The sequence below is a fragment of the Streptomyces sp. NPDC086777 genome, from assembly GCF_040702065.1.
GTDB lineage: Bacteria > Actinomycetota > Actinomycetes > Streptomycetales > Streptomycetaceae > Streptomyces.
In genome coordinates this window covers 19,089-41,117 of sequence record NZ_JBFBJI010000041.1, presented here as the reverse complement: position 1 = coordinate 41,117, position 22,029 = coordinate 19,089, and the positions used below count along the sequence as shown (strand labels likewise).

General features: G+C 69.5%; 26 protein-coding genes. 23 read left to right on the top strand and 3 right to left on the bottom strand.

Going from position 1 to position 22,029, the window contains the following annotated elements; translation table 11 throughout:
- The first annotated feature begins 295 nt into the window (after window positions 1–295).
- Complete coding sequence (locus AB0472_RS37900; protein WP_366363605.1) at window positions 296–790, top strand: hypothetical protein; 495 nt, start codon at window positions 296–298, stop codon at window positions 788–790.
- A gap of 65 nt (window positions 791–855) precedes the next feature.
- Here AB0472_RS37900 and AB0472_RS37895 read toward each other — a convergent pair whose 3' ends face one another.
- Window positions 856–1,203, bottom strand: coding sequence for a hypothetical protein (locus AB0472_RS37895; RefSeq protein ID WP_181802795.1), 348 nt, complete (start codon window positions 1,201–1,203; stop codon window positions 856–858).
- 79 nt (window positions 1,204–1,282) lie between these two features.
- On the opposite strand from AB0472_RS37895, the gene AB0472_RS37890 reads away from it, so the two are divergent.
- The 6 genes from AB0472_RS37890 (at window position 1,283) to AB0472_RS37865 (ending at window position 9,424) form a co-directional block, all read left to right on the top strand.
- On the top strand, window positions 1,283–1,930 hold the full coding sequence (locus AB0472_RS37890) for a hypothetical protein (protein WP_093499654.1): 648 nt from the start codon (window positions 1,283–1,285) through the stop codon (window positions 1,928–1,930).
- 172 nt (window positions 1,931–2,102) lie between these two features.
- Complete coding sequence (locus AB0472_RS37885) at window positions 2,103–2,402, top strand: hypothetical protein (protein WP_366363554.1); 300 nt, start codon at window positions 2,103–2,105, stop codon at window positions 2,400–2,402.
- 116 nt (window positions 2,403–2,518) lie between these two features.
- Window positions 2,519–7,159 carry an RHS repeat-associated core domain-containing protein gene (locus AB0472_RS37880; RefSeq protein ID WP_366363552.1) on the top strand — a complete coding sequence of 1,547 codons (4,641 nt, stop codon included), beginning with the start codon at window positions 2,519–2,521 and terminating at the stop codon, window positions 7,157–7,159.
- A 50-nt stretch (window positions 7,160–7,209) separates the two neighbouring features.
- Complete coding sequence (locus AB0472_RS37875) at window positions 7,210–7,944, top strand: hypothetical protein (RefSeq protein ID WP_366363550.1); 735 nt, start codon at window positions 7,210–7,212, stop codon at window positions 7,942–7,944.
- 211 nt (window positions 7,945–8,155) lie between these two features.
- Complete coding sequence (locus AB0472_RS37870) at window positions 8,156–8,770, top strand: hypothetical protein (protein WP_366363548.1); 615 nt, start codon at window positions 8,156–8,158, stop codon at window positions 8,768–8,770.
- Between the two features lie 60 nt (window positions 8,771–8,830).
- Window positions 8,831–9,424 (top strand): hypothetical protein, encoded by a 594-nt coding sequence (locus AB0472_RS37865; RefSeq protein ID WP_366363546.1) that lies wholly within the window; start codon window positions 8,831–8,833, stop codon window positions 9,422–9,424.
- A 23-nt stretch (window positions 9,425–9,447) separates the two neighbouring features.
- On the opposite strand, the gene AB0472_RS37860 is transcribed toward AB0472_RS37865, so the two are convergent.
- Together AB0472_RS37860 and AB0472_RS37855 are read right to left on the bottom strand one after the other, a co-directional pair.
- Window positions 9,448–12,297 carry a poly(A) polymerase gene (locus AB0472_RS37860; protein WP_366363544.1) on the bottom strand — a complete coding sequence of 950 codons (2,850 nt, stop codon included), beginning with the start codon at window positions 12,295–12,297 and terminating at the stop codon, window positions 9,448–9,450.
- Window positions 12,298–12,300: 3 nt separating this feature from the next.
- Window positions 12,301–13,953 (bottom strand): RNA ligase family protein, encoded by a 1,653-nt coding sequence (locus AB0472_RS37855; RefSeq protein WP_366363542.1) that lies wholly within the window; start codon window positions 13,951–13,953, stop codon window positions 12,301–12,303.
- Between the two features lie 535 nt (window positions 13,954–14,488).
- Between AB0472_RS37855 and rpsJ the strand changes: the two genes are divergently transcribed.
- From rpsJ to rpsH, 16 genes are all read left to right on the top strand, one after another.
- Complete coding sequence (gene rpsJ / locus AB0472_RS37850) at window positions 14,489–14,797, top strand: 30S ribosomal protein S10 (RefSeq protein WP_003948644.1); 309 nt, start codon at window positions 14,489–14,491, stop codon at window positions 14,795–14,797.
- Window positions 14,798–14,813: 16 nt separating this feature from the next.
- On the top strand, window positions 14,814–15,458 hold the full coding sequence (gene rplC, locus AB0472_RS37845) for a 50S ribosomal protein L3 (protein ID WP_062706771.1): 645 nt from the start codon (window positions 14,814–14,816) through the stop codon (window positions 15,456–15,458).
- 8 nt (window positions 15,459–15,466) lie between these two features.
- A complete protein-coding gene (gene rplD, locus AB0472_RS37840) occupies window positions 15,467–16,123 on the top strand; it encodes a 50S ribosomal protein L4 (protein WP_366363540.1) in 657 nt (218 codons plus the stop codon).
- Window positions 16,123–16,542 carry a 50S ribosomal protein L23 gene (rplW, locus tag AB0472_RS37835; RefSeq protein ID WP_366363538.1) on the top strand — a complete coding sequence of 140 codons (420 nt, stop codon included), beginning with the start codon at window positions 16,123–16,125 and terminating at the stop codon, window positions 16,540–16,542. Before rplD ends, rplW begins: the two co-directional genes overlap by 1 nt.
- Before the next feature lie 38 nt (window positions 16,543–16,580).
- The gene (gene rplB, locus AB0472_RS37830; RefSeq protein ID WP_093499642.1) at window positions 16,581–17,417 is read left to right on the top strand and encodes a 50S ribosomal protein L2; all 837 of its coding nucleotides are present in this window, start codon (window positions 16,581–16,583) and stop codon (window positions 17,415–17,417) included.
- 12 nt (window positions 17,418–17,429) lie between these two features.
- The gene (gene rpsS, locus AB0472_RS37825; protein WP_023547380.1) at window positions 17,430–17,711 is read left to right on the top strand and encodes a 30S ribosomal protein S19; all 282 of its coding nucleotides are present in this window, start codon (window positions 17,430–17,432) and stop codon (window positions 17,709–17,711) included.
- A 44-nt stretch (window positions 17,712–17,755) separates the two neighbouring features.
- Entirely contained in the window at window positions 17,756–18,103 is a 348-nt protein-coding gene (rplV, locus tag AB0472_RS37820) for a 50S ribosomal protein L22 (RefSeq protein ID WP_003974262.1), read from the top strand.
- Entirely contained in the window at window positions 18,103–18,930 is an 828-nt protein-coding gene (rpsC, locus tag AB0472_RS37815) for a 30S ribosomal protein S3 (protein ID WP_093499641.1), read from the top strand. The genes rplV and rpsC overlap by 1 nt, the downstream gene beginning before the upstream one ends.
- A 5-nt stretch (window positions 18,931–18,935) precedes the next feature.
- Window positions 18,936–19,355 carry a 50S ribosomal protein L16 gene (gene rplP, locus AB0472_RS37810; protein WP_030788270.1) on the top strand — a complete coding sequence of 140 codons (420 nt, stop codon included), beginning with the start codon at window positions 18,936–18,938 and terminating at the stop codon, window positions 19,353–19,355.
- On the top strand, window positions 19,355–19,579 hold the full coding sequence (gene rpmC / locus AB0472_RS37805; protein ID WP_018564811.1) for a 50S ribosomal protein L29: 225 nt from the start codon (window positions 19,355–19,357) through the stop codon (window positions 19,577–19,579). Before rplP ends, rpmC begins: the two co-directional genes overlap by 1 nt.
- Window positions 19,579–19,866: a 30S ribosomal protein S17 gene (gene rpsQ, locus AB0472_RS37800; RefSeq protein WP_093499639.1), complete on the top strand. Its 288-nt coding sequence runs from the start codon at window positions 19,579–19,581 to the stop codon at window positions 19,864–19,866. Before rpmC ends, rpsQ begins: the two co-directional genes overlap by 1 nt.
- Before the next feature lie 101 nt (window positions 19,867–19,967).
- Window positions 19,968–20,336, top strand: a complete 369-nt coding sequence (rplN, locus tag AB0472_RS37795; protein ID WP_003998823.1) for a 50S ribosomal protein L14 — start codon at window positions 19,968–19,970, stop codon at window positions 20,334–20,336.
- A 2-nt stretch (window positions 20,337–20,338) separates the two neighbouring features.
- Entirely contained in the window at window positions 20,339–20,662 is a 324-nt protein-coding gene (gene rplX / locus AB0472_RS37790; RefSeq protein WP_352101243.1) for a 50S ribosomal protein L24, read from the top strand.
- A complete protein-coding gene (gene rplE, locus AB0472_RS37785) occupies window positions 20,662–21,219 on the top strand; it encodes a 50S ribosomal protein L5 (RefSeq protein ID WP_366363534.1) in 558 nt (185 codons plus the stop codon). The genes rplX and rplE overlap by 1 nt, the downstream gene beginning before the upstream one ends.
- A gap of 5 nt (window positions 21,220–21,224) precedes the next feature.
- Window positions 21,225–21,410 carry a type Z 30S ribosomal protein S14 gene (locus AB0472_RS37780; RefSeq protein ID WP_003948630.1) on the top strand — a complete coding sequence of 62 codons (186 nt, stop codon included), beginning with the start codon at window positions 21,225–21,227 and terminating at the stop codon, window positions 21,408–21,410.
- A gap of 214 nt (window positions 21,411–21,624) precedes the next feature.
- On the top strand, window positions 21,625–22,023 hold the full coding sequence (gene rpsH / locus AB0472_RS37775) for a 30S ribosomal protein S8 (RefSeq protein ID WP_030420829.1): 399 nt from the start codon (window positions 21,625–21,627) through the stop codon (window positions 22,021–22,023).
- The last annotated feature ends 6 nt before the right edge of the window (window positions 22,024–22,029 follow it).

Here is a 22,029-nt window from a genome sequence, read left to right as displayed (position 1 = left end):
GTTGGTGCGGATGGCCCTCGACGCGGGTACGGACGCCGCTGCCGGTGCGCCTCAGGTCATCGAGATCCTCACCGCCGCCGGCGCCTTGGCGGACCCGGCCGGGAACGTCACCCCGCACCACGTCCACCGCATGTGGCGAGTCGCCCATCTGCCGTCGGTGCTCCGCCCGGACTCGTCCACTGCGGAGCACGTCAAGGCGGGGCTCCGGTCGTACGACGGGACGCTGGAGGAACTGCTCGGCGGCGGCCCGCCGGAGCGCGGCTACCGCTACGTCGGCCCCGCCGAACTCGCCGTCATGGCACGGCGATCCAGGGGCGGACCCGGCACCCGGATCGCCTCCGTGGCCGACTTCGAGTCGTGGGCCGCACGGCAGTCACCCGCGGAGCTGGCCGAGCCGTTCACGTACGTCGTCGGCGCCGACGGGCTGCTATGTCTCGCGCCCCGCCGCAGCGAACACGTGGCCTGCGCGGGCGGAGCGGCCGTACTCGGCGCCGGGGAGATCACCTTCGTGCGCGAGGCGGGTCAGTGGGCGGCGAGCGAGGTCAGCAACCAGTCGACGGGCTACTGCCCCGACGTCACGTCGTGGCCCGCGGTGGCCCGCGCTCTCGACGGCATCCCGCTCCGCCGACCCGCCGCCTTCACCCACGAGGTGGTGTTCCGCCGCTGCCCGGCCTGCGCGGAGCACAACATCGTCCGGGAGGGCGACTTCGTCTGCGTCTTCTGCGGCAGCGACCTGCCGAAGGCCTGGAACGTGGACGTGGACGACGTCGGCAGGTCAGCTCACCCGTGAGGCGTCGAAACGGACCTCCGCCGCCGGAGTCACCGCGACCGACGTGAGGGAGGGCCCAGGGCCCTCTACTCCGCCTTGTTCCCGCCACCACCCTGTTGCTGCTGACCCTCCGGTCGCACCGCGTCCTTCGCTTTCTTCGCGAGGTCGTCGTCCAGTTTCTTGAATTCGCGGACCACGGTGTCGGACATGTCGGCGAGGGAGTCGATCTGCTTGGTGATGTCCTCGCGGCCGTCGTGCCAGTTGGACTCGAAGTCGTCGAGGGCGTCGTAGACCGTGCCGCTGCCGACGTCGTCCTTGTAGGACTCGAACATCTTCTTGGTGTGGTTGAGACGTTCCTTGATGGAGCGCAGCTTGCGGCCGTAGTCCTCAAGCTCGCTCAACGGTATGGCGAGATCGCTCTTGCCGTTGCCCACGTGACCGTCCCCCGTTCGCGCGTCTCGTAGTCTGGGCCGCACCGTATATCAGATCATCGGGGGAGGGGTGGCGTACAGCATGGCCCGCTACATGGAGACGCTCACGATCGAGCGCGGCGGCTTCCGGATCAAGGTGCCGGAGTCGTGGTGGGAGTTCGACGTGCGGCCGGAGTCGCGGGACGACTCGATCCGGCGGATGGTGAACGAGCGCATCGCCCAGCACCCGGAGCTGGCGCAGTACCGGGACACGTACGTCGGCTTCCTGCGCAAGTCCGCGGCCGACGCGTGGAAGTCGGGCGCGATGTACTGCGGCTGCATGGCGGAGAGCTTCGGCGGGGACACGCCGATCACGGGCTCGGTCACGGTGTCGCTGGTCGGCGGCCGTACCCGCGAGGGCGCGCCGCTCTCCAACGACCCGGCCGCCATCGCCGCCCAGCTCGCCCCCAAGGAGGCCCACCGGGAGGGCGACTCCTGGCGCAAGGTGACGACCGTCGACATCCCCGGCGTCGGCCCCGCCGCCCGCACCTACGGCATCGAGGACATCCCGATCCCCGAGGACAGCCTGGGCCGCACGATCCGCGCCATCCTGATGCAGACCTTCATCCCGGTCCCCGGCCAGGAGGGCAAGGTCGCCCTGGTGGCCGGCAGCAGCCAGGTCCTCGACCTCGCTGACTCCTTCTTCGACATCTTCGACGCGATCACGTCGACGTTCCGGTTCGCGGACTGACCCTTTGCGGTGGGAGGCGCGGTGGCGGACCGGCGAGGGTCTGCTGGGGGTCGCCGACCCTGCGGAGTGGGACGCCGCGTTCGAGCGCGGCGAGGATCGTCTTGGCACGGCGGTGATCGGGCTGGCTCTCAACTGTCCCTTGGAGGAGGCGTCTCCCCGGATCGTGAGGGCGATGAGACTCCCGGACCAGGAGGAGCGGGGTTACGCCTGCACCGCGGCGGGCACCGCGGCCCGCCTCAACCGCCGGCTGACCCCCGAGCTGTTCGCCGCGCTGCACGCCGAGGGGCCGGACGGTCCGGCCGGGGACGCGATCGGCGACACGCTCACCTTCGTGCCGTTCCGGGACCTGCCGCCGTGGTTCAAGCGCCGGTGGGTGTACGTGACCGTGCGCGGCACGCTGGAGCACTGGTGGCTCCGCTCCGTGGACGCCGTCCAGGACGGCCGGCGGACCTTGCGCGGACGCCGACGCTGAGCCCCTGCCGGCACGGCCGACTCGACCGTCGGTCTTCACCTCGAACGGCCGTTCCTTGTAAGTTCGCGTGTGCACAAGGTTGTTGACGGGGCAAACGTGACGGGGGTTGCGGGGACATGGCGGGGTACCGACCGGCGGACTGGCATCCACTCGACCTCGACAGAGACCCGACCCCCGGTGACCCGCAGCGCGTCCGCACCCTCGCAGCACAGCTCCACACCTTCGCCGACGACGTCTCCGACGCCCTGCGTCTGGTCAAGGGCATGGCCGGCGAGGACACCCTCCTGCAGTGGGCCGGGAAGTCGGCGGAGGTGTTCAAGGAGCAGTTCAAGGACGTTCCGAAGAACCTGAAGAAGCTGAAGAAGTCGTACGAGATGTGCGGCGATGCGCTTGCGGACTACTGGCCGAAGCTGGAGCGGGCTCAGGCCTTGGCCGACAAGGCCCTGGTCAAGGCCAAGGAGGCCCAGTCGGACCTGTCCTCCGCCAAGTCCCGGCTCTCCTCGGCCGATTCGTGGGTGACCCGGGCCACCAAGGAAGCCGACAAGTACAAGGACGACCCCACCGGCAGCAAGTCGGACGCCGACAAGCCGGACGAGGGCAAGGTGCGGGCCGCCACCCGGGACGTGCAGAGCGCCAAGTCCGCGCACACTCAGGCCCAGTCGGACGTCACCACTGCCCAGAACGCCCTCGATGCCGCGAAGAAGATGGCCGAGGACGCGCGGAAGATGCGTGACGACGCGGCGGGTGAGGCGAAGCGGAAGATCGACGAGGCGTCGGATGCGGGGATACCGAACCGGCACTGGTGGCAGGACGTCGGGCACTGGTTCGAGGACAACTGGGACACCATCGTCACCGTCTGCAAGGTCGTCGTCGCCGTCGTCGGGATCATCGCGATGATCATCGGCGGGCCCATCCTCGGCGCGATCGTGCTGGTCGCCGCCCTCGTCGTGCTCGCGGACACGCTCTACAAATACTCCAAGGGCCAAGCGTCGCTGTGGGATGTGGCGTTCGCCGCGCTGGACTGCATACCCGGCGGCAAGGGCATCACCAGCCTTGGCAAGCTCGCCAAGGGCGTAAAGGAGATGAAGTTCCTCAAGGGCGGCCTCAAGGCCATGAGCAGAGGACTCGGCAAGGACCTGCGCAAGGGAGCCGAGGACGTCCTTGAGAAGAGCAAACCAGGCAAGGGGAGGTGCAAGAACGGCGACCCCGTCGACATGGTCTCCGGCGAGATGCTCATCGAGCAGACCGACGTGGGTCTGCCTGGCGTGCTTCCCGTCATTCTTCGCCGGACGCACCTGTCCACCTACCACTGGGGCAATTGGTTCGGCGAGTCATGGGCCTCCACCCTCGACGAGCGGCTGGAAGTGGACGAGGACGGAGTGCTGTTCGCCACCGAGGACGGAATGATCCTCTGCTATCCGGTTCCGGATGCCGAGGGTCCGGCGCTGCCGGTGGCGGGGCCTCGCTGGCCCCTGACCTCGGACGACGAACACCCTGGAGAGCTTCGGGTCACCGATCCCAAGACGGGGATCACCCGACACTTCTCCCCGTCGGCGAGCGGGAGTCAGAACGAATCGGCGTTCACCCTGCCGCTGGCCGCGATATCGGACCGCAACGGCAACCGCGTCCACTTCGACCGTGCTCCCGACGGCGCGCCCGTGGCGATACGGCACTCCGGCGGCTACCACCTCGACATCGACACCCGCAGCGGCCGCATTGTCCGGCTCGCTCTGCGCAACCCCGCCGACGGCCCCGCGGGCACCACGATGCTGCGGTTCGGCTACGACGAGGCCGGGGACCTCACGGAGATCCACGACTCCACCGGAGAGCCCTTCACCTTCGCCTACGACCTCGCCGGAAGAATCGAGTCCCGGACCGACCGGAACGGCTCCTGGTACCGCTACACCTACGACGACCACGACCGTGTCGTCCGGGGCGAGGGCGTGGACGGCGTGCTCGACTGCGCCATCGAGTACGACACGAAGGCCCGTGCCACCCGGTACACCGACTCCCTCGGCCGTACCACCGTCTACCGGCACAACGAGCGACTGCAACTCATCTCCACCACCGATCCGCTCGGCGCGACCGTACACAACGAGTGGGACGAGTCGGACCGGCTGGTGAGCCGCACCGACGCCCTGGGAAACATCTTCGGCTACGCCTACGACACCGTCGGCAACATCACCAGAATCACCCGTCCCGACGGCACGTCCGCGTCCGCCGCCTACAACGATCTCCACCTGCCGGTCTCCGTGACCGAGGAGGACGGCGTCACATGGCAGCACAGCTACGACGAACGAGGAAACCGGACCGCCACCCGCGACCCGCTCGGCGCCGAAACCCGCTACTCCTACGACGCGACCGGATTCCTGACAGAGGTCACCGACGCCCTGGGAAACCGGCACACGGCGGTCGGGAACGCCGTGGGGCTGCCGGTCCGGCTCACGAACCCGCTCGGCAGCGTCTCGACGGCCGAGTACGACTCCTTCGGCCGGACGACGGCTCTCACCGGGGCGCTGGGGCAGGTCACCCGGTTCGGATGGACCGTCGAGGGGCGGCTCTCCTGGCGGCAGACCGGTGACGCACCCGCGGAACGCTTCGAGTGGGACCCTGCCGGAAACCTCGTGCAATACACCGACGAGGCCGGCAACACCAGCACCTACACGCCCACGCACTTCCAGCTCGCCGCCGCCCGGACCCGCCCCGACGGCTCGCGGTACACGTTCACCTATGACACCGAGCTGAACCTGGTCCAGGTGACCAATCCTCAGGGTGCCACCTGGGACTACGCCTACGACGCGGTGAACCGGGTGATCGCGGAGACCGACTTCAACGGGCGCACGCTCAGCTACGAGGTGAACGCCATGGGAGGGCTCACGGCCGCCACCAACGGCGCCGGCGAGACCGTCTCCTTCGGCAGGGACGCCCTGGGCCGCACGACCTCCGTCCGGCACGACGGCCAGACCACGGTGCTCCGGTATGACAGGCAGGGGCAACTGGTCGAACAGACCGGGCCCGAGGTCAGGGTCGACCGAGCCTACGACCCGGTCGGCAGGCTCGTCTCGGAGAGTGTCGACGGCCGTACCACCACCTTCCGATACGACGCACTCGGCCGCCGGGTCGAACGTCGGACGCCTTCCGGGATCGTCTCCACGTGGACCTACGACGCGGCGGGGCGTCCCGACGGCCTGGAGGCCGCGGGCCACCGCATCGGCTTCCGGTTCGACGCCGCAGGCCGGGAGACCGCCCGCAGCCTTGGCCCCGGGATCACGCTCGGCCAGTCCTGGGACGAGGCCAACCGGCTCACGTCCCAGACGCTCTCCCGGCACCCGGAAGGCGCGGAGACGTTGCTCCAGCACCGCAGCTACGCCTACCGTGCCGACGGCTACCTGACGGAGTTGCGTGAGCTGACCAGCGGCACCCGGCGGTTCGACCTCGACGCCGGCGGACGCGTCACCGCCGTCCACGCGCGCGACTGGACGGAGAGCTACGCCTACGACGACCTCGGGAATCTGGTCCAGGCCTCGACACCGGTGACCGGCGCAGACGACAGGGACCGGGACTTCACGGGAACCCTGATCCGCCGCAGTGGCCGAACCAGCTACGAACGGGACTCCGACGGACGCATTGTCCGGTCGGTACGCCGGCTGCTCAACGGGCAGAAACGCGTGCGCACGTTCGCCTGGAACAGCCAGAGCCAGCTCGTCGGCACCGTGACGCCGGAGGGCACGGCCTGGCGCTACCTCTACGACGCGGAGGGCCGCAGAGTGGCGAAGCAGCGTTTCGCCGCGGACGGGACCGTCTCCGAGGAGACGCGCTTCACCTGGGACGGAGCACGGCTCGCCGAGCAGGTCACGACGAGTGGACAGGTGACCTCGTGGGACTACGCCCCGGGCACCCACCTGCCGCTGACGCAGATCGACCACCGGCCGGATCGTGCCCACGAGGACACCCGCTTCCACGCGGTGATCACCGATCTGTCGGGAGCGCCCGCCGAACTCGTCTCACCCGACGGTGAGCTGGCCTGGAAGCGCCTCACCACGCTGTGGGGCCTGCCGATGGGGGCACAGTCCGGCGGTTCGGCGGAATCGGCGGACGCGGTCACCTGCCCCCTGCGCTTTCCCGGCCAGTACGCCGACGCCGAGACCGGATGGCACTACAACCGTCACCGTCACTACGACCCGGAGACCGGGCACTACACGACTCCCGATCCACTCGGGCTGCTGCCCGCCGCCAACGACACCGCCTACGTGTCCAACCCCTACCGGTGGATCGACCCGCTCGGCCTGTACCGGGACGAGGACAACGGCCAGTACGCGCGCGATCCCGACGCACCGGAGACCGCGCACAACAGGAAGAGCGAGTACCCCTCCAGTTACCGGGAGTCGACCCACGACGAGATGGCCAAGAACTGGACGCTCGAAGGCGTGGACCAGGACGCGAGGCCCGTCGACTCGAAGGGCAACAAGATTCCGCGCGAGGACCTCACCTGGTTCGACTCCAAGGGTGACATCATCTGGGACCCGAAGAACCCCGGCTCGAAACCGTTCCATGAGACGGTCACGTACGAGCACACACAGCCCGTCGTGGATCACTGGAACAGCACCGGCTACGACACCGGCCGGGCCACCCGGAACGACTTCTACAACGACGCCAGCAAGATGGAAGCGATGGACAAGAGCAAGAACTCCCGCGGCGGGGCGCTGATGGACGCGCGATACCGACAGGACACGGGCGACAACTACTCCTGCCGCTGAAGACCGGGCCCGACGGCCCACAACCGATCCCGGACCCCCCGGAAGGAACCATGGATCTGCAGTCCACCGTCACCGCGTTCCCGCGGGCCACGCCGATCGACGGCCTGGAACGCGCCTGGACGTGGCGTCTGAACCCGGTGCTGAACTTCGCGGGGGCGCTGACCGGCGACGGCACCCGGCTTCTCCAGATGAACCAGGTCCGCCGACACGACGACGCGCTGGCGGCCGCGGTGCTTGCCTTCGCCCGCGCGCACGAGCCGGAGCTGATCGCCGAGGGGCGCTTCCTGACCTTCGTCGGCGGCTTCGAAGCGCCCGGGTACGCCTACGACGCCGTCGCGGCCACCGTTCCCGAGGTGCACGGTCACCACCGGGTCCAGAACCCCGACCTCACGTCCGTGACCACCATCGTCTTTCCCGCGTACCGGTGCGAGTTCTCCGGGCGGGAGACGTTGGAGGAGGCGGAGGCCAGGTATCACAAGATGCTGCCCACCGCAGACATCGGCCGTGGACCCGTGCCGTTCCTGAAGATGCGCTTCGACAACCCGCGTACCGGGGGAGGCAGCAACAACCCGGGACGGGCCCTGGCCCGGCCCGAGGTCCTGCTGGCCGAGATCCCGGAGCTGAGGGATGCTCCCGGCGGGTTCGTGGAGTACGAGAACCACGCGGGTGACGTACGGCGCGTGCAGTGGGACCGCAACGGTACGTGGGTGCTCTCGGACGCGTCCGGGAGCCGGGAGCTGGGGCTCGACGAGCTTCTGCCCCTGGTGGAGGAGAGTCTGTGCTGATCGTCGAAGACGCCGGAAACCACCTATGTGGTGTTGGCCCCGGCCGCCTGGACCCCACGGCAGCGCTGGCAGCTGCCGTCAGCCGGATGACAGGGTGGGTGACGGCGGGCCGGGGGCATCTTCGACGCCCCCCCATACGGTGCCGACCGACACGCGATGACGACGCGGCCGAGCGGCGTTGACCCGCTCCGATGGATCGCGTGACGACTCCATGACCGCTGACTCGACCTCCGCACCCACCCTTGCCGTTCCTTCGGCTGTGTACCGCCTCCTGGCCGGCACGGGGAACCTGCGGACGCTGCGCCTGGCTGATTCACTGATCGATCTCAAGCGCCGGCAGTTCCAGGGACCGCAGGTCGCTCTGCCGGACGTGTTCGAGGCCGAGTGGACCGGTGACCCCAAGGCGCGCAAGGCCGAGTTCGCCTCCGACTATCCGGGTGCGCCGATCCTGAGCCGACGCCTTGTCGACCGGGTCGGGCAGGAGCGGCTGGAGCAGGCCGGGCGGCTGGTCCCCGTCCGTACACCGGGCCCCGACCCGGACGAGTACGCCCTGTACGTGGTGGAGCCCCTCGTGGACTGCGTGGACACTCGCAGGTCGAACCGGCCGAAGAAGGCCACCGGAGAGATGCGGAAGATTGTCTTCCGTCCAGAGGCGGTGCCTGCCGAGTTGCCGGCGTTCCGGGTTCCGCAGTTTCCCGTCGCGGTGTGCTGGACCGGCTGGATGCGTGATCTGCTGGGCGAGATCCTCGGAGACGGTCTGGAGGCCCGCCTGCTGTGGTCACCGGAGCCCTCGGCCGCTCCACACCCCGATCCGTGGGCGTTGTGATCCCGGCACGCGCGGCGCTCCCGATCGGCCGGTCCCCTGGCCCGTATGGATGGTGACGCGATGTCTGGCATGTCCCGACGGGGCTCGGCGGTCTACCGGCTTCTGCCGAGCCTGAGCGACTACGCGACGCTGCGTCTGAACGGGACGGACCAGAGCCGGCTCATGCGCTGGCAGCGTCTGGGCAGCGAAGAGGAGCGACCCACCGGGCTGCGTGCCGAATGGCTGGACGACGACGGCACTCCCAGGAGTGAGTTCCCCAGCGGCAGTCCCGGAGCGCCCGTGCTCAGCCGCCGTCTGACTGAGGGGTTCGGGGACGAACTGCTGTCGGCCGGGAACCTGGTACCCGTCGAGATCCGCAACGGCAAGGGCGACGACTACGTCCTGTACCTCGTCGATCAGGTGGTCGACTGCCTCGATCAGCGCAGGTCGTCCAAGCCGAAGCGGAACGGCGAGATCAAGAAGCCCGTGTACCGTCCCGAGGCCCTGCCGACCCGGCTGCCTGCGTTCCGGCTGCCGCAGTTCCCTCGTGCCGTCCAGTGGAACGGCTGGGCCGTCGATCGGCTCCTCGGGCTCGCCGGGGACCAGATCGAGGCCCGCCTGACCTGGTCCGAGGACCCCGCGGCCAAGCCTCCCCCCGACCCCTGGGGATTCTGACGCGCCCTGTCCGACGCCGAGCGTCAGCGCAAGGTCGGCACCCCGCCTCCCTCGGCCCGCGTCAGCGTGACCCCGGGCAGACCGCGCAGCCGGCGCTCCGCGAGAGCCGCGAGCCGGCCGGCGCTCGGCGGGGCGGAGCCCAGGCCGATGGCGTAGCGGACCGGGTTCGTGGTGAAGGGGCGGGGCCAGGCGTGGCAGTCGGGGACCGATGCCGAGAGGTCGGTGAGGAGGGCTCGCATCCTGCCCCGCACCCGGCCCTCGTCCGCGTCCGGGCGAACCGTCAGGACCGCCCAGGCCGCGTGGCGGCGGTGCAGCGGGGGCGGGGCGAGGAGTTCGGCCCGGGGGTAGGGGTCCGCGGTTGCTTCCAGCAACTCCCAGGCTCGGAACAGTTCTTGGGCCACCAGGTCACGCATGCCCGCCGTCACCTGGTCGGTGCAGGGGCGTACGGGGGCGGAGGGTGTCATGACGGTGAGGGGGAGGAGGGGCGGGGTTCGGTCGGTTGTCCTGCCTACCGGTTCCCGCCAGTCCCAGGCCGCCCAGGTCGCGAAGAAGTGCCGTAGGAGATCGCCCGGCGCGAGGTCGCCGGCCTCGGCCGTGGTGCGGGCGGCCAGGACGGACCAGGCCAGGCCCGGCAGACCGCCGAACGGAGCCGAGTCCAGGCCCCGGGCCTTCGCCCACGCCTTCACCTGCGTGGCCAGCCGGGCGAAGGCGGGCCCGTGCCCGCCCACCGAGGCCAGCACCGCGTCGGCGTCGCTCACCGCGCTGAGCGCGAGCGCGGCCGCCTCGCCCAGCTCGGCCCGGCGGGTGACCGCCTCGGCGGGGTCCGTCGAACCCGTGGTGACCACGGCCAGGTCCACGTCCAGCCCGTCGATCCGCAGCCGCAGACCGGGTACGCGGGCCCCGACCACCTCACGCACGTCCGTCGCCTCGGGGAGAGCAGCGGCCAACCGCGCCCGTACGGCGCGGAGTTCGACCGTGTCGGGCAGCACCGCGACCAGGTCCAGGTCCGCACCGGGCAGTGCGCAGCCCATACGCCGGGAGCCGACGACATGGACGACGCCGTCGGAGAACGCCTTCTCGAGGCGGTGGGTGGTCTCCGCGGCCACCCGCGCCACCATGTCCTGCGCCGCGTCCCGCGCGGCCTCCTGCGCCCACTGCGCCGTGTCCCGCGCGGCCTCCTGCGCCCACCGCACCTCGCCCGTTCCCAGCGTCACCGTGGCCCGCACCCGCATCGGCTCGTCCCCGCGCCGCGAGAGCAGCGCCAGTTCGCCGACCCTGACCGGCATCGGGGCGAGCCGGGCCGCGCAGGCGTCGGCCAGGGCGTTCGGGTCGGTGGTGCGGCCCAGGCTGAGGTGGGGGGTGAAGCCGGTGTGGCGGCCGCCGCAGCGGGGGAAGTGGCGCAGGAGCGTGCGGTGCAGGTCGGCCCAGGGCTCCTCACCCGCGGCGGCGGGGTCGAGCCAGACGGTCGCGTCGTCCCGGTGGCCGAACCACTGCACCCCTTCCAGCCGGGCGTCGAAGGGAGTGGTGGCGGCCGTCGCGAGCACTGCTGCCGCCCGTTCGAAGGTGTGTTCCGGTACGAATCCGAAGAGCAGGTTCACATGCGGGGGCCAGCGGTGGATCTGCGGGTCGTGGTCCCGGCGGATCTCCTGCAGCGGGGCCCACAGCTCCTCGGGCGGGAGCCATGCCAGCGCCGTCCGCGGTGTCGGTTCCTCGGCAAGGGAATCCAGGGCGTCCGCCTCCGGAGCGCCCACCGCGAGCTCGGCCAGGACACCGTAGTGGTCGGAGATGTACGTCCCCTCGGCCGACGGCACGTCACCGCGGAGTTCGGCGCGTCGTGCCCGCACCCCCTCGCCGCGCAGCAGCACCCGGTCCAGCCGCGAGGCCCGGCCCGTCAGTGACGAGATCGCGGCCAGCGGATTGCTGCGGGGGTCGAAGGTCGGGGTCGTGTCGTCGGCGCCGTGCACCTCGCTCCAGGCGTCCCGCAGGCCCAGCGTCAGCTGCGGTGTGTGGCCGCCGTCGTTGAAGTCGCCCAGCACGAGCAGATCGGCGTCCACGCCCGCCAGGCCCTCGGCGATGCGGGTGAGTTCGGCCTCGCGCCGGTCGGCGCCGTTCTCCGAGTGGTCGCTGCTCAGATGGGTCGCCGCGATGACCACGGGACGTCCGCCCGCCTCCACGACGAGGGCGGTCACCGCCTTGTGCGGGCCCAGTTCATGGTGCGCGGCCTCGATGACGGGGAGCCGGCTCAGGAGCAGCAGACCGCACGTGTCGACGTCCCGCCCGCGCGGGTCCGTGCCCAGCGTCCAGCCCGCCCGCACCCACTCCTCGCCCAGCAGCAGGGCGAGGAGTTCCGCCTCGACCTCCTGCAACGCGATCACGTTCACATCCGCGTCGCGCAGGGCCCGCGACAGGAGAGGTCTGCGCCGGGCGGTGTCGATGCGGTCGGCGTCGTACCGGTCCCAGAGCGTGTTCCAGGTCAGGACCCGCACACCCCCGCCCGCCCGCACATCCCCGGCACCCCACGCACCGCCGGACGCGTCCCCGCGTCGCGAGGGCGCGGGCACCCAGTCCGCGCCGCCCCACGCGTACGGCGTACGGGCCGTGAAGAACGGCGCCCGGAGCAGCCGGGCCTCGCGAACGCGCCCGGCCTGCGTCGCGTCGATCCGGTCCGCCCCCGTGGCCCGGTCCCACACCACTTCGCCGTCGGCCTCGATGAACAGCACCCGGTGCCAGGGGATCTCGCCCCCGGGCACGAACGCGGGCAGTGGGACCCGCTTGGGCGCGGCGCCGCGCCGGCGGACGCCGAGCACGAAGCGGGCCGGGTCGAAACGCGCGTCCCAGCGCACCCGGTGATAGATCTCCTCACTCGTCCGCACGCGTCACACCTCTTCCTCGACGGTCCCGGCGGCCCCGATGTACCAGGTGCGATGGGCGTCGCCGGGATAAGGCGGGACGAAGCGCCGCAGCTGGCCGGTGAGCACGTCGGGCGGCACCGGGTGCTCGCGGCGGGTGTTGCGCCGTACCAGTTCGTCCTCGTCCACCAGGGCCACGGCGTGCGTGATCAGGGCGTCGCGGCGGTGGGCGATGCCGTGCACCAGCGACCGCTGCTGCTTGGTGAGGGACGTGGCGTCCCACACCACGGTCCCGCCGCCGGCCAGGGCCCGGTCCAGCCGCCCGAGCCCCTCACGGAGGACCTCGCCGTTGGCCCGCTGGTCGGCGCGTGAGCCGCGCGCCTCGCGCAGGTCGTCCAGGGAGACGTACGCGTCCACACCCGTGAGCCCCCGTGCGAAGGTGCTCTTGCCGCTGCCGGCCGGGCCGACCGTCTGGATCAGCTTCGGGAACCCGCCGGACCGCCAGCGCCAGGTCGCGGCGACGGCCTCGTCGGCACTGCCGATCCGCCCCAGCGCGTACGCCTCCCGGGCCTCGGCCCGGCACCGGGCGGCCGTGTCGGCCGGCAGCCCGGCGAACACCTCCCGCAGCCCGGGGCTCCTTACGTCCTCGGCGTGCAGGGCCGACCACTCCACCTGCTCGCGCGCCGCGTCCGTGTGCGCGGTGGCCCGGGCGACCGCGTGCAGCAGGCCCAGGTCGGCGGCGTACGACAGGCGTACCAGACCGGCCCGGCGGTCCTCGTCCGGATACGGCCGGTGCAGCGCCGGGTGCAGTCCCACGAGGTCGGCGACCCGGCGGGCGAGCGGTATGCCCGCCACCGCGGCGAGCCGTACCGCCAGCCGACCCCGCCGCACCCCGTGCAGCGACGCGGCCAGGACGCCGGCCAGCAGGTCGTCCCCGGACCGCCCCGCCGGATCGAAGCGGCCGACGGCCCGTGCGTCGCCCTCGCCGGGCAGCCCCACGGCCTCCTCCAGCGCCCGCACGTCGACGGCCGCCCCCGATCGCACCGCCCACAGGGCCGCCCCGGCCCCGAGCCCGTTCACGACGACGGCCGCGTGCATCCAGTGCGTGTCCGTCCGCACATGTCCCGCCCGTACCCACTTGGCCACGCGCTCCCCGAACTCCTGAGCGCCGAACCCGTCCGCGACCCGGACGACGTAGCCCTCCTGCCGCCCGGGATCCAGCCGCAGGGCGCGCAGCGCCCGCTCGTCGAACACGCCGCGCCACAGCACCCGGGGAACGGGAACGCCGAGCCCGCGCAGGAAGACCACCGTCCGGTCCCAGTCCAGGCAGCGGCCCTCCGCGTCCCAGACCGAGAAGCCGTAGAAGTAGCTCTCCAGGTCGTCGTACGCGATCGAGTGCCGGGCGAACATGTTCTCCCCGCACACCCGCCACCCCTCCGGGACGGCGTGGCCGATCCGGGCCTGGAGTGCCTTGACCCAGGTACGGGAGGGATGGTGAGCCGAGTCCAGCGAACGGGCGTGCAGGCCGTCGGCGTAAAGTGTGGTGTTCTCGCCGTCGAGCTTCTCGGTCACGACGACCTCGCGACCGCGCAGACCGGACAGGTCGGTGATCCGGAGGTCGTCGGCGGTCGCTCCGGGCGACCAGGGCAGATGCCGGGTCCGTGGATAGTGCGTACGCATGCTGAACGTCCCCCGTGACAGCTGTTGTGCCTGTTCAGCGTAGGGGTGCCGGGGTAGCGCGGGCGAGTGGATTACGGTGCGGCCGGAACCGGCCGGCCCGCTCGGGAACGCCGCCGGGCGGGTCCGGGTTTGACCTGCGTCACTCCGGGGGTAAGCTCCCGGGCCCGATTGGCCAGCCCCCCACCCTCTGTGGCAGACTGTCGGAGTTGCTCGGTCGAGTGTTGATGCTGCGCGCCTCCCGCCGGGGGGACCGGAAGCGAGTCCCACAGTACTCGTCGTCCTAACTGCCACTACGGCAGCACTGGGGCGGACGTACGGGAATCTTTCGGGAAGTGCGGTGCGGCACCGGCCAGGCACCCGGTGGGCCTTCCGCCCCCGGCTTGCGGTTCCGGAAGGGCCGTGTGCATTCCCCGCAGGGATGTTCGAACAAGGGGCATCTGTGTCAGCGGGAGCGCGACACGCCCGACCGCGTGGGTCGGAGAAGAGAAGTAGGCATCGGGTTCCAGAGCGTGCAGAGAAGGACTACTGAGTAGCCATGGCGGGACAGAAGATCCGCATCCGGCTCAAGGCCTACGACCACGAGGTCATCGACTCCTCGGCGAAGAAGATCGTCGAGACGGTGACCCGCACTGGTGCGTCGGTCGCGGGCCCGGTGCCGCTGCCCACTGAGAAGAACGTGTACTGCGTCATCAAGTCGCCGCACAAGTACAAGGACTCGCGCGAGCACTTCGAGATGCGCACCCACAAGCGCCTGATCGACATCCTCGACCCGACCCCCAAGACCGTTGACTCTCTGATGCGACTCGACCTCCCGGCCGGTGTCGACATCGAGATCAAGCTCTGAGGCCGGTGATCTGAGAATGGCTAAGCAGATCAAGGGCATCCTGGGCGAGAAGCTCGGCATGACGCAGGTGTGGGACGAGAACAACCGTGTTGTTCCGGTCACCGTCGTCAAGGCCGGCCCCAACGTCGTCACCCAGGTCCGTACCAACGACGTCGACGGCTACGAGTCGGTCCAGATCGCCTTCGGCGAGATCGACCCGCGCAAGGTGAACAAGCCCCTCAAGGGCCACTTCGCGAAGGCCGACGTCACCCCCCGTCGCCACCTTGTCGAGATCCGTACGGCGGACGCCTCCGAGTACACCCTCGGCCAGGAAGTCACCGCCGAGGTCTTCGAGGCCGGCGTGAAGGTCGACGTCACCGGCAAGAGCAAGGGCAAGGGCTTCGCCGGTGTCATGAAGCGTCACAACTTCAAGGGCCTCGGCGCCGGTCACGGCACCCAGCGCAAGCACCGCTCGCCCGGTTCCATCGGTGGCTGTGCCACCCCGGGCCGCGTGTTCAAGGGCCTCCGCATGGCGGGTCGCATGGGCAACGAGCGTGTCACCACCCAGAACCTGACCGTCCACGCCGTTGACGCGGAGAAGGGTCTGCTGCTCATCAAGGGCGCGGTTCCCGGTCCGAACGGCGGCCTCGTCCTGGTCCGCACCGCGGCCAAGGGGGCCTGAGGTAACCGATGAGCACTGTTGACATCCTTTCGCCTGCCGGCGAGAAGACCGGTAGCGTCGAGCTCCCCGCGGAGATCTTCGGCGTGGAGAAGGTCAGCATCCCGCTGATCCACCAGGTCGTCGTCGCGCAGAACGCGGCTGCCCGCCAGGGCACGCACAAGACGAAGACCCGTGGCGAGGTCCGTGGTGGCGGCAAGAAGCCGTACCGCCAGAAGGGCACCGGCCGCGCCCGTCAGGGCTCGACCCGCGCGCCGCAGTTCGCGGGCGGTGGCGTCGTGCACGGTCCCGTGCCGCGCGACTACTCGCAGCGCACCCCCAAGAAGATGAAGGCTGCCGCTCTGCGTCACGCCCTCACCGACCGGGCGCGCCACAACCGCATCCACGTCGTCACCGGCGTGGTCGAGGGCGAGAACCCCAGCACCAAGGCCGCTCGCACGCTGTTCGGCAAGATCTCGGAGCGCAAGAACCTGCTCCTGGTCGTCGACCGCGCCGACGAGGCCGCGTGGCTCTCCGCCCGCAACCTGCCCCAGGTCCACATCCTGGAGCCGGGCCAGCTGAACACGTACGACGTGATCGTCTCGGACGACGTGGTCTTCACCCAGGCCGCTCTCGAGTCCTTCGTCGCCGGCCCGAAGGCCAACGACACCGAAGGGACCGAGGTCTGATGGCTATCCGCCACCCGAGCATCGCCTCGAAGGCGGCCAAGGCCGCCAAGGCCGCGCGCGTCGCCAAGGCGAAGCGCCACGCCGCCGAGGGCAAGAACACCGTCGAGACCCCGCTCAGCAAGTCGTACACGGACCCCCGTGACGTGCTGCTGAAGCCGGTCGTCTCGGAGAAGAGCTACGCGCTCCTCGACGAGAACAAGTACACGTTCATCGTCGCCCCGGACGCCAACAAGACCCAGATCAAGCAGGCCGTCCAGGCGGTCTTCTCGGTCAAGGTCACCGGGGTCAACACCCTCAACCGCCAGGGCAAGCGCAAGCGCACCAGGACCGGTTTCGGTCAGCGCGCGGGCTCCAAGCGCGCGATCGTGACCCTCGCCGAGGGCGACCGTATCGACATCTTCGGCGGTCCGACCGCGTAAGCGGGTCGGATCGTCCGATATCGGACGAGGACTGAGAAATGGGAATCCGCAAGTACAAGCCGACTACGCCGGGCCGTCGTGGCGCCAGCGTCGCCGACTTCGTCGAGGTCACGCGGTCCACGCCGGAGAAGTCGCTGGTCCGCCCCCTGCACAGCAAGGGCGGCCGTAACAACGCCGGTCGTGTGACCGTTCGCCACCAGGGTGGCGGACACAAGCGCGCCTACCGAGTGATCGACTTCCGTCGTCACGACAAGGACGGCGTGCCGGCGAAGGTCGCGCACATCGAGTACGACCCCAACCGCACCGCGCGCATCGCGCTGCTGCACTACGCGGACGGCGAGAAGCGCTACATCCTCGCCCCGCGCAACCTGCAGCAGGGCGACACCGTGGAGAACGGTCCCGGGGCCGACATCAAGCCGGGCAACAACCTGGCCCTCCGCAACATCCCGGTCGGTACCACGGTCCACGCGATCGAGCTCCGTCCCGGCGGTGGCGCCAAGTTCGCCCGCTCCGCGGGTGCCTCGGTGCAGCTGCTCGCCCGTGAGGGCGCCATGGCGACCCTCCGTATGCCGTCCGGCGAGATCCGCATGGTGGACGCGCGCTGCCGCGCCACCGTCGGTGAGGTCGGCAACGCCGAGCAGTCGAACATCAACTGGGGCAAGGCCGGCCGCAAGCGGTGGCTGGGCGTCCGCCCGACCGTCCGTGGTGTCGTCATGAACCCGGTCGACCACCCGCACGGTGGTGGTGAGGGCCGGACCTCCGGTGGCCGTCACCCCGTGTCCCCGTGGGGCAAGAAGGAAGGCCGTACTCGTTCGCCCAAGAAGGCGTCGAACAAGTACATCGTCCGCCGCCGCAAGACGAACAAGAAGCGCTAGGAGCGGGTTTAGATGCCGCGCAGTCTCAAGAAGGGGCCCTTCGTCGACGACCACCTGATCAAGAAGGTGGACGCCCAGAACGAAGCCGGCACCAAGAACGTCATCAAGACCTGGTCCCGTCGCTCCATGATCGTGCCGGCCATGCTCGGCCACACGCTTGCGGTGCACAACGGCAAGACCCACATCCCGGTGTTCGTCACCGAGTCGATGGTCGGTCACAAGCTCGGCGAGTTCTCGCCGACGCGCACCTTCCGGGGTCACGTCAAGGAAGACCGGAAGTCGAAGCGCCGCTAGTAGCGGATCGCATTCAGACACGTAAGTAACTGAGAGGGACAACCATGGAAGCCAGGGCCCAGGCGCGGTACATCCGCGTTACGCCCATGAAGGCCCGCCGCGTGGTGGACCTTATCCGTGGCATGGATGCCACGGAGGCTCAGGCTGTTCTGCGATTCGCTCCGCAGGCAGCCTCCGTGCCGGTCGGCAAGGTGCTCGACAGCGCCATCGCCAACGCCGCGCACAACTACGACCACACCGACGCCGACAGCCTCTTCATCTCCGAGGCGTACGTCGACGAGGGTCCGACCCTGAAGCGGTTCCGGCCGCGTGCCCAGGGCCGTGCCTACCGGATCCGCAAGCGGACCAGCCACATCACCGTGGTCGTCAGCAGCAAGGAAGGAACCCGGTAATGGGCCAGAAGGTTAACCCGCATGGGTTCCGGCTCGGTGTCACCACGGACTTCAAGTCCCGGTGGTACGCCGACAAGCTGTACAAGGACTACGTCAAGGAAGACGTCGCCATCCGTCGGATGATGACGTCCGGCATGGAGCGCGCCGGCATCTCGAAGGTGGAGATCGAGCGCACCCGTGACCGTGTGCGGGTGGACATCCACACCGCGCGTCCGGGCATCGTCATCGGCCGCCGCGGCGCCGAGGCCGACCGCATCCGCGGTGACCTGGAGAAGCTGACCGGCAAGCAGGTCCAGCTGAACATCCTCGAGGTCAAGAACCCGGAGACGGACGCTCAGCTGGTGGCCCAGGCCGTCGCCGAGCAGCTCTCCTCCCGCGTCTCCTTCCGCCGTGCCATGCGCAAGAGCATGCAGTCGGCGATGAAGGCCGGCGCCAAGGGCATCAAGATCCAGTGCGGTGGCCGCCTCGGCGGCGCCGAGATGTCCCGCTCGGAGTTCTACCGCGAGGGCCGCGTGCCCCTGCACACGCTCCGCGCGAACGTGGACTACGGCTTCTTCGAGGCCAAGACGACCTTCGGCCGCATCGGTGTGAAGGTCTGGATCTACAAGGGCGACGTCAAGAACATCGCCGAGGTCCGCGCCGAGAACGCCGCTGCCCGCGCCGGCAACCGCCCGGCCCGTGGTGGTGGCGCTGGTGACCGCCCGGCCCGTGGTGGCCGTGGTGGCGAGCGGCGCGGTCGCAAGCCGCAGCAGGCTCCCGCTGCCGAGGCCCCCCAGGCCGAGGCCGCTGCCGCTCCGGCTGCTGAGAGCACCGGAACGGAGGCCTGACCGACATGCTGATCCCCCGTAGGGTCAAGCACCGCAAGCAGCACCACCCGAAGCGTCGCGGTGAGGCCAAGGGCGGTACCACGGTCGCGTTCGGCGAGTACGGCATCCAGGCCCTCACGCCGGCGTACGTGACCAACCGCCAGATCGAGGCGGCCCGTATCGCGATGACCCGCCACATCAAGCGTGGCGGCAAGGTCTGGATCAACATCTACCCGGACCGTCCGCTCACGAAGAAGCCTGCCGAGACCCGCATGGGTTCCGGTAAGGGTTCTCCGGAGTGGTGGATCGCGAACGTGCACCCGGGCCGGGTCATGTTCGAGCTGTCCTACCCCAACGAGAAGATCGCCCGTGAGGCCCTGACTCGCGCAGCCCACAAGCTGCCGATGAAGTGCCGGATCGTCAAGCGCGAGGCAGGTGAAGCGTGATGTCGGCCGGTACCAAGGCGTCCGAGCTGCGCGAGCTGGGCAACGAGGAGCTTCTGGGCAAGCTCCGCGAGGCCAAGGAAGAGCTGTTCAACCTCCGCTTCCAGGCGGCCACGGGTCAGCTCGAGAACCACGGCCGTCTGAAGGCGGTCCGCAAGGACATCGCGCGGATCTACACCCTGATGCGCGAGCGTGAGCTGGGCATCGAAACGGTGGAGAACGCCTGATGAGCGAGAGCAATGTGACTGAGAAGACCGAGGCGCGCGACAGCTTCCGCAAGACCCGTGAGGGTCTCGTCGTCAGCGACAAGATGGACAAGACCGTCGTCGTCGCCGTCGAGGACCGCGTCAAGCACGCGCTGTACGGCAAGGTCATCCGCCGTACGAACAAGCTCAAGGCGCACGACGAGCAGAACGCCGCGGGCGTCGGCGACCGTGTCCTCCTCATGGAGACCCGGCCGCTGTCCGCGACGAAGCGCTGGCGCGTCGTCGAGATCCTCGAGAAGGCCAAGTAATTTCCTGCGGGGCAAACCCCGCAGGTCAGTTCCGCCAGGCTCGGGGCGGGTGAGCACTCACTCACCCGCCCCGGGAACCGGCAGACAAACAGGAGATAGACGTGATCCAGCAGGAGTCGCGACTGCGCGTCGCCGACAACACTGGTGCGAAGGAGATCCTTTGCATCCGTGTGCTCGGTGGCTCCGGTCGCCGCTACGCGGGCATCGGTGACGTCATCGTCGCCACCGTCAAGGACGCGATCCCCGGTGGCAACGTGAAGAAGGGTGACGTCGTCAAGGCGGTCATCGTTCGCACCGTCAAGGAGCGCCGCCGTCCGGACGGCTCGTACATCCGCTTCGACGAGAACGCCGCCGTCATTCTGAAGAACGACGGCGACCCTCGCGGCACCCGCATCTTCGGCCCGGTCGGCCGTGAGCTGCGCGAGAAGAAGTTCATGAAGATCATCTCGCTCGCGCCGGAGGTGCTGTAAGCATGAAGATCAAGAAGGGCGACCTGGTCCAGGTCATCACCGGTAAGGACAAGGGCAAGCAGGGCAAGGTCATTGCCGCTTACCCGCGCGAGGAGCGTGTCCTGGTCGAGGGTGTCAACCGGGTCAAGAAGCACACCAAGGCCGGTCCGACCGCTCGCGGTTCGCAGGCCGGCGGCATCGTCACGACCGAGGCGCCCGTCCACGTCTCCAACGTCCAGCTGGTCGTTGAGAAGGACGGCAACAAGGTCGTCACGCGTGTCGGGTACCGCTTCGACGACGAAGGCAACAAGATCCGCGTTGCCAAGCGGACGGGTGAGGACATCTGATGGCTACCACCACTGCTCCGCGTCTGAAGCTGAAGTACCGCGAGGAGATCGCGGGCAAGCTGCGTGACGAGTTCCAGTACGAGAACGTCATGCAGATCCCCGGCCTCGTCAAGATCGTGGTCAACATGGGTGTCGGCGACGCCGCCCGTGACTCGAAGCTGATCGAGGGCGCGATCCGCGACCTGACCACCATCACCGGTCAGAAGCCGGCCGTCACCAAGGCCCGCAAGTCCATCGCGCAGTTCAAGCTGCGTGAGGGTCAGCCGATCGGTGCCCACGTCACGCTCCGTGGCGACCGCATGTGGGAGTTCCTGGACCGCACCCTGTCGCTCGCGCTCCCGCGCATCCGCGACTTCCGCGGTCTGTCCCCCAAGCAGTTCGACGGCCGTGGCAACTACACCTTCGGTCTCACGGAGCAGGTCATGTTCCACGAGATCGACCAGGACAAGATCGACCGTACCCGGGGTATGGACATCACCGTGGTGACCACGGCGACCAACGACGCTGAGGGCCGCGCGCTCCTTCGTCACCTCGGCTTCCCGTTCAAGGAGGCGTGAGCGAGATGGCGAAGAAGGCTCTGATTGCCAAGGCCGCCCGCAAGCCCAAGTTCGGTGTGCGTGGCTACACGCGCTGCCAGCGCTGCGGCCGTCCGCACTCCGTGTACCGCAAGTTCGGCCTGTGCCGCGTGTGCCTTCGTGAGATGGCTCACCGTGGCGAGCTGCCGGGCGTGACCAAGAGCTCCTGGTAATCCCCGCTTTTAGGGATTTCAGAGGCTCTCGGTAAGCAATGGGCGTGTCAGGCGCCCACCCCTTCATGGCTTAGGCTTGGAGGGTTGGGCGCCTGACGGTCGCCCGTACGACTTACTACGCCGTAGGTCCACCGCGCCGCACCCGTCCCGTCTCGGATCGGGGAGAGGGATGGCGCACCAGGAAACCCCGGCGAGAGAGGCCGAAGGCCAATTCATGACCATGACTGATCCGATCGCAGACATGCTGACGCGTCTGCGGAACGCGAACTCGGCGTACCACGACTCTGTGACGATGCCGGCGTCCAAGATCAAGTCTCACATCGCGGAGATCCTCCAGCAGGAGGGCTTCATCACGGGCTGGAAGGTCGAGGACGCCGAGGTCGGCAAGAACCTCGTCCTGGACCTGAAGTTCGGTCCCAACCGTGAGCGCTCCATCGCGGGCATCAAGCGGATCTCCAAGCCCGGTCTCCGGGTGTACGCGAAGTCCACCAACCTGCCGAAGGTGCTCGGCGGCCTGGGCGTGGCGATCATCTCCACGTCGCACGGTCTCCTCACCGACAAGCAGGCCGGCAAGAAGGGCGTAGGCGGAGAAGTTCTCGCCTACGTCTGGTAGCAGAAG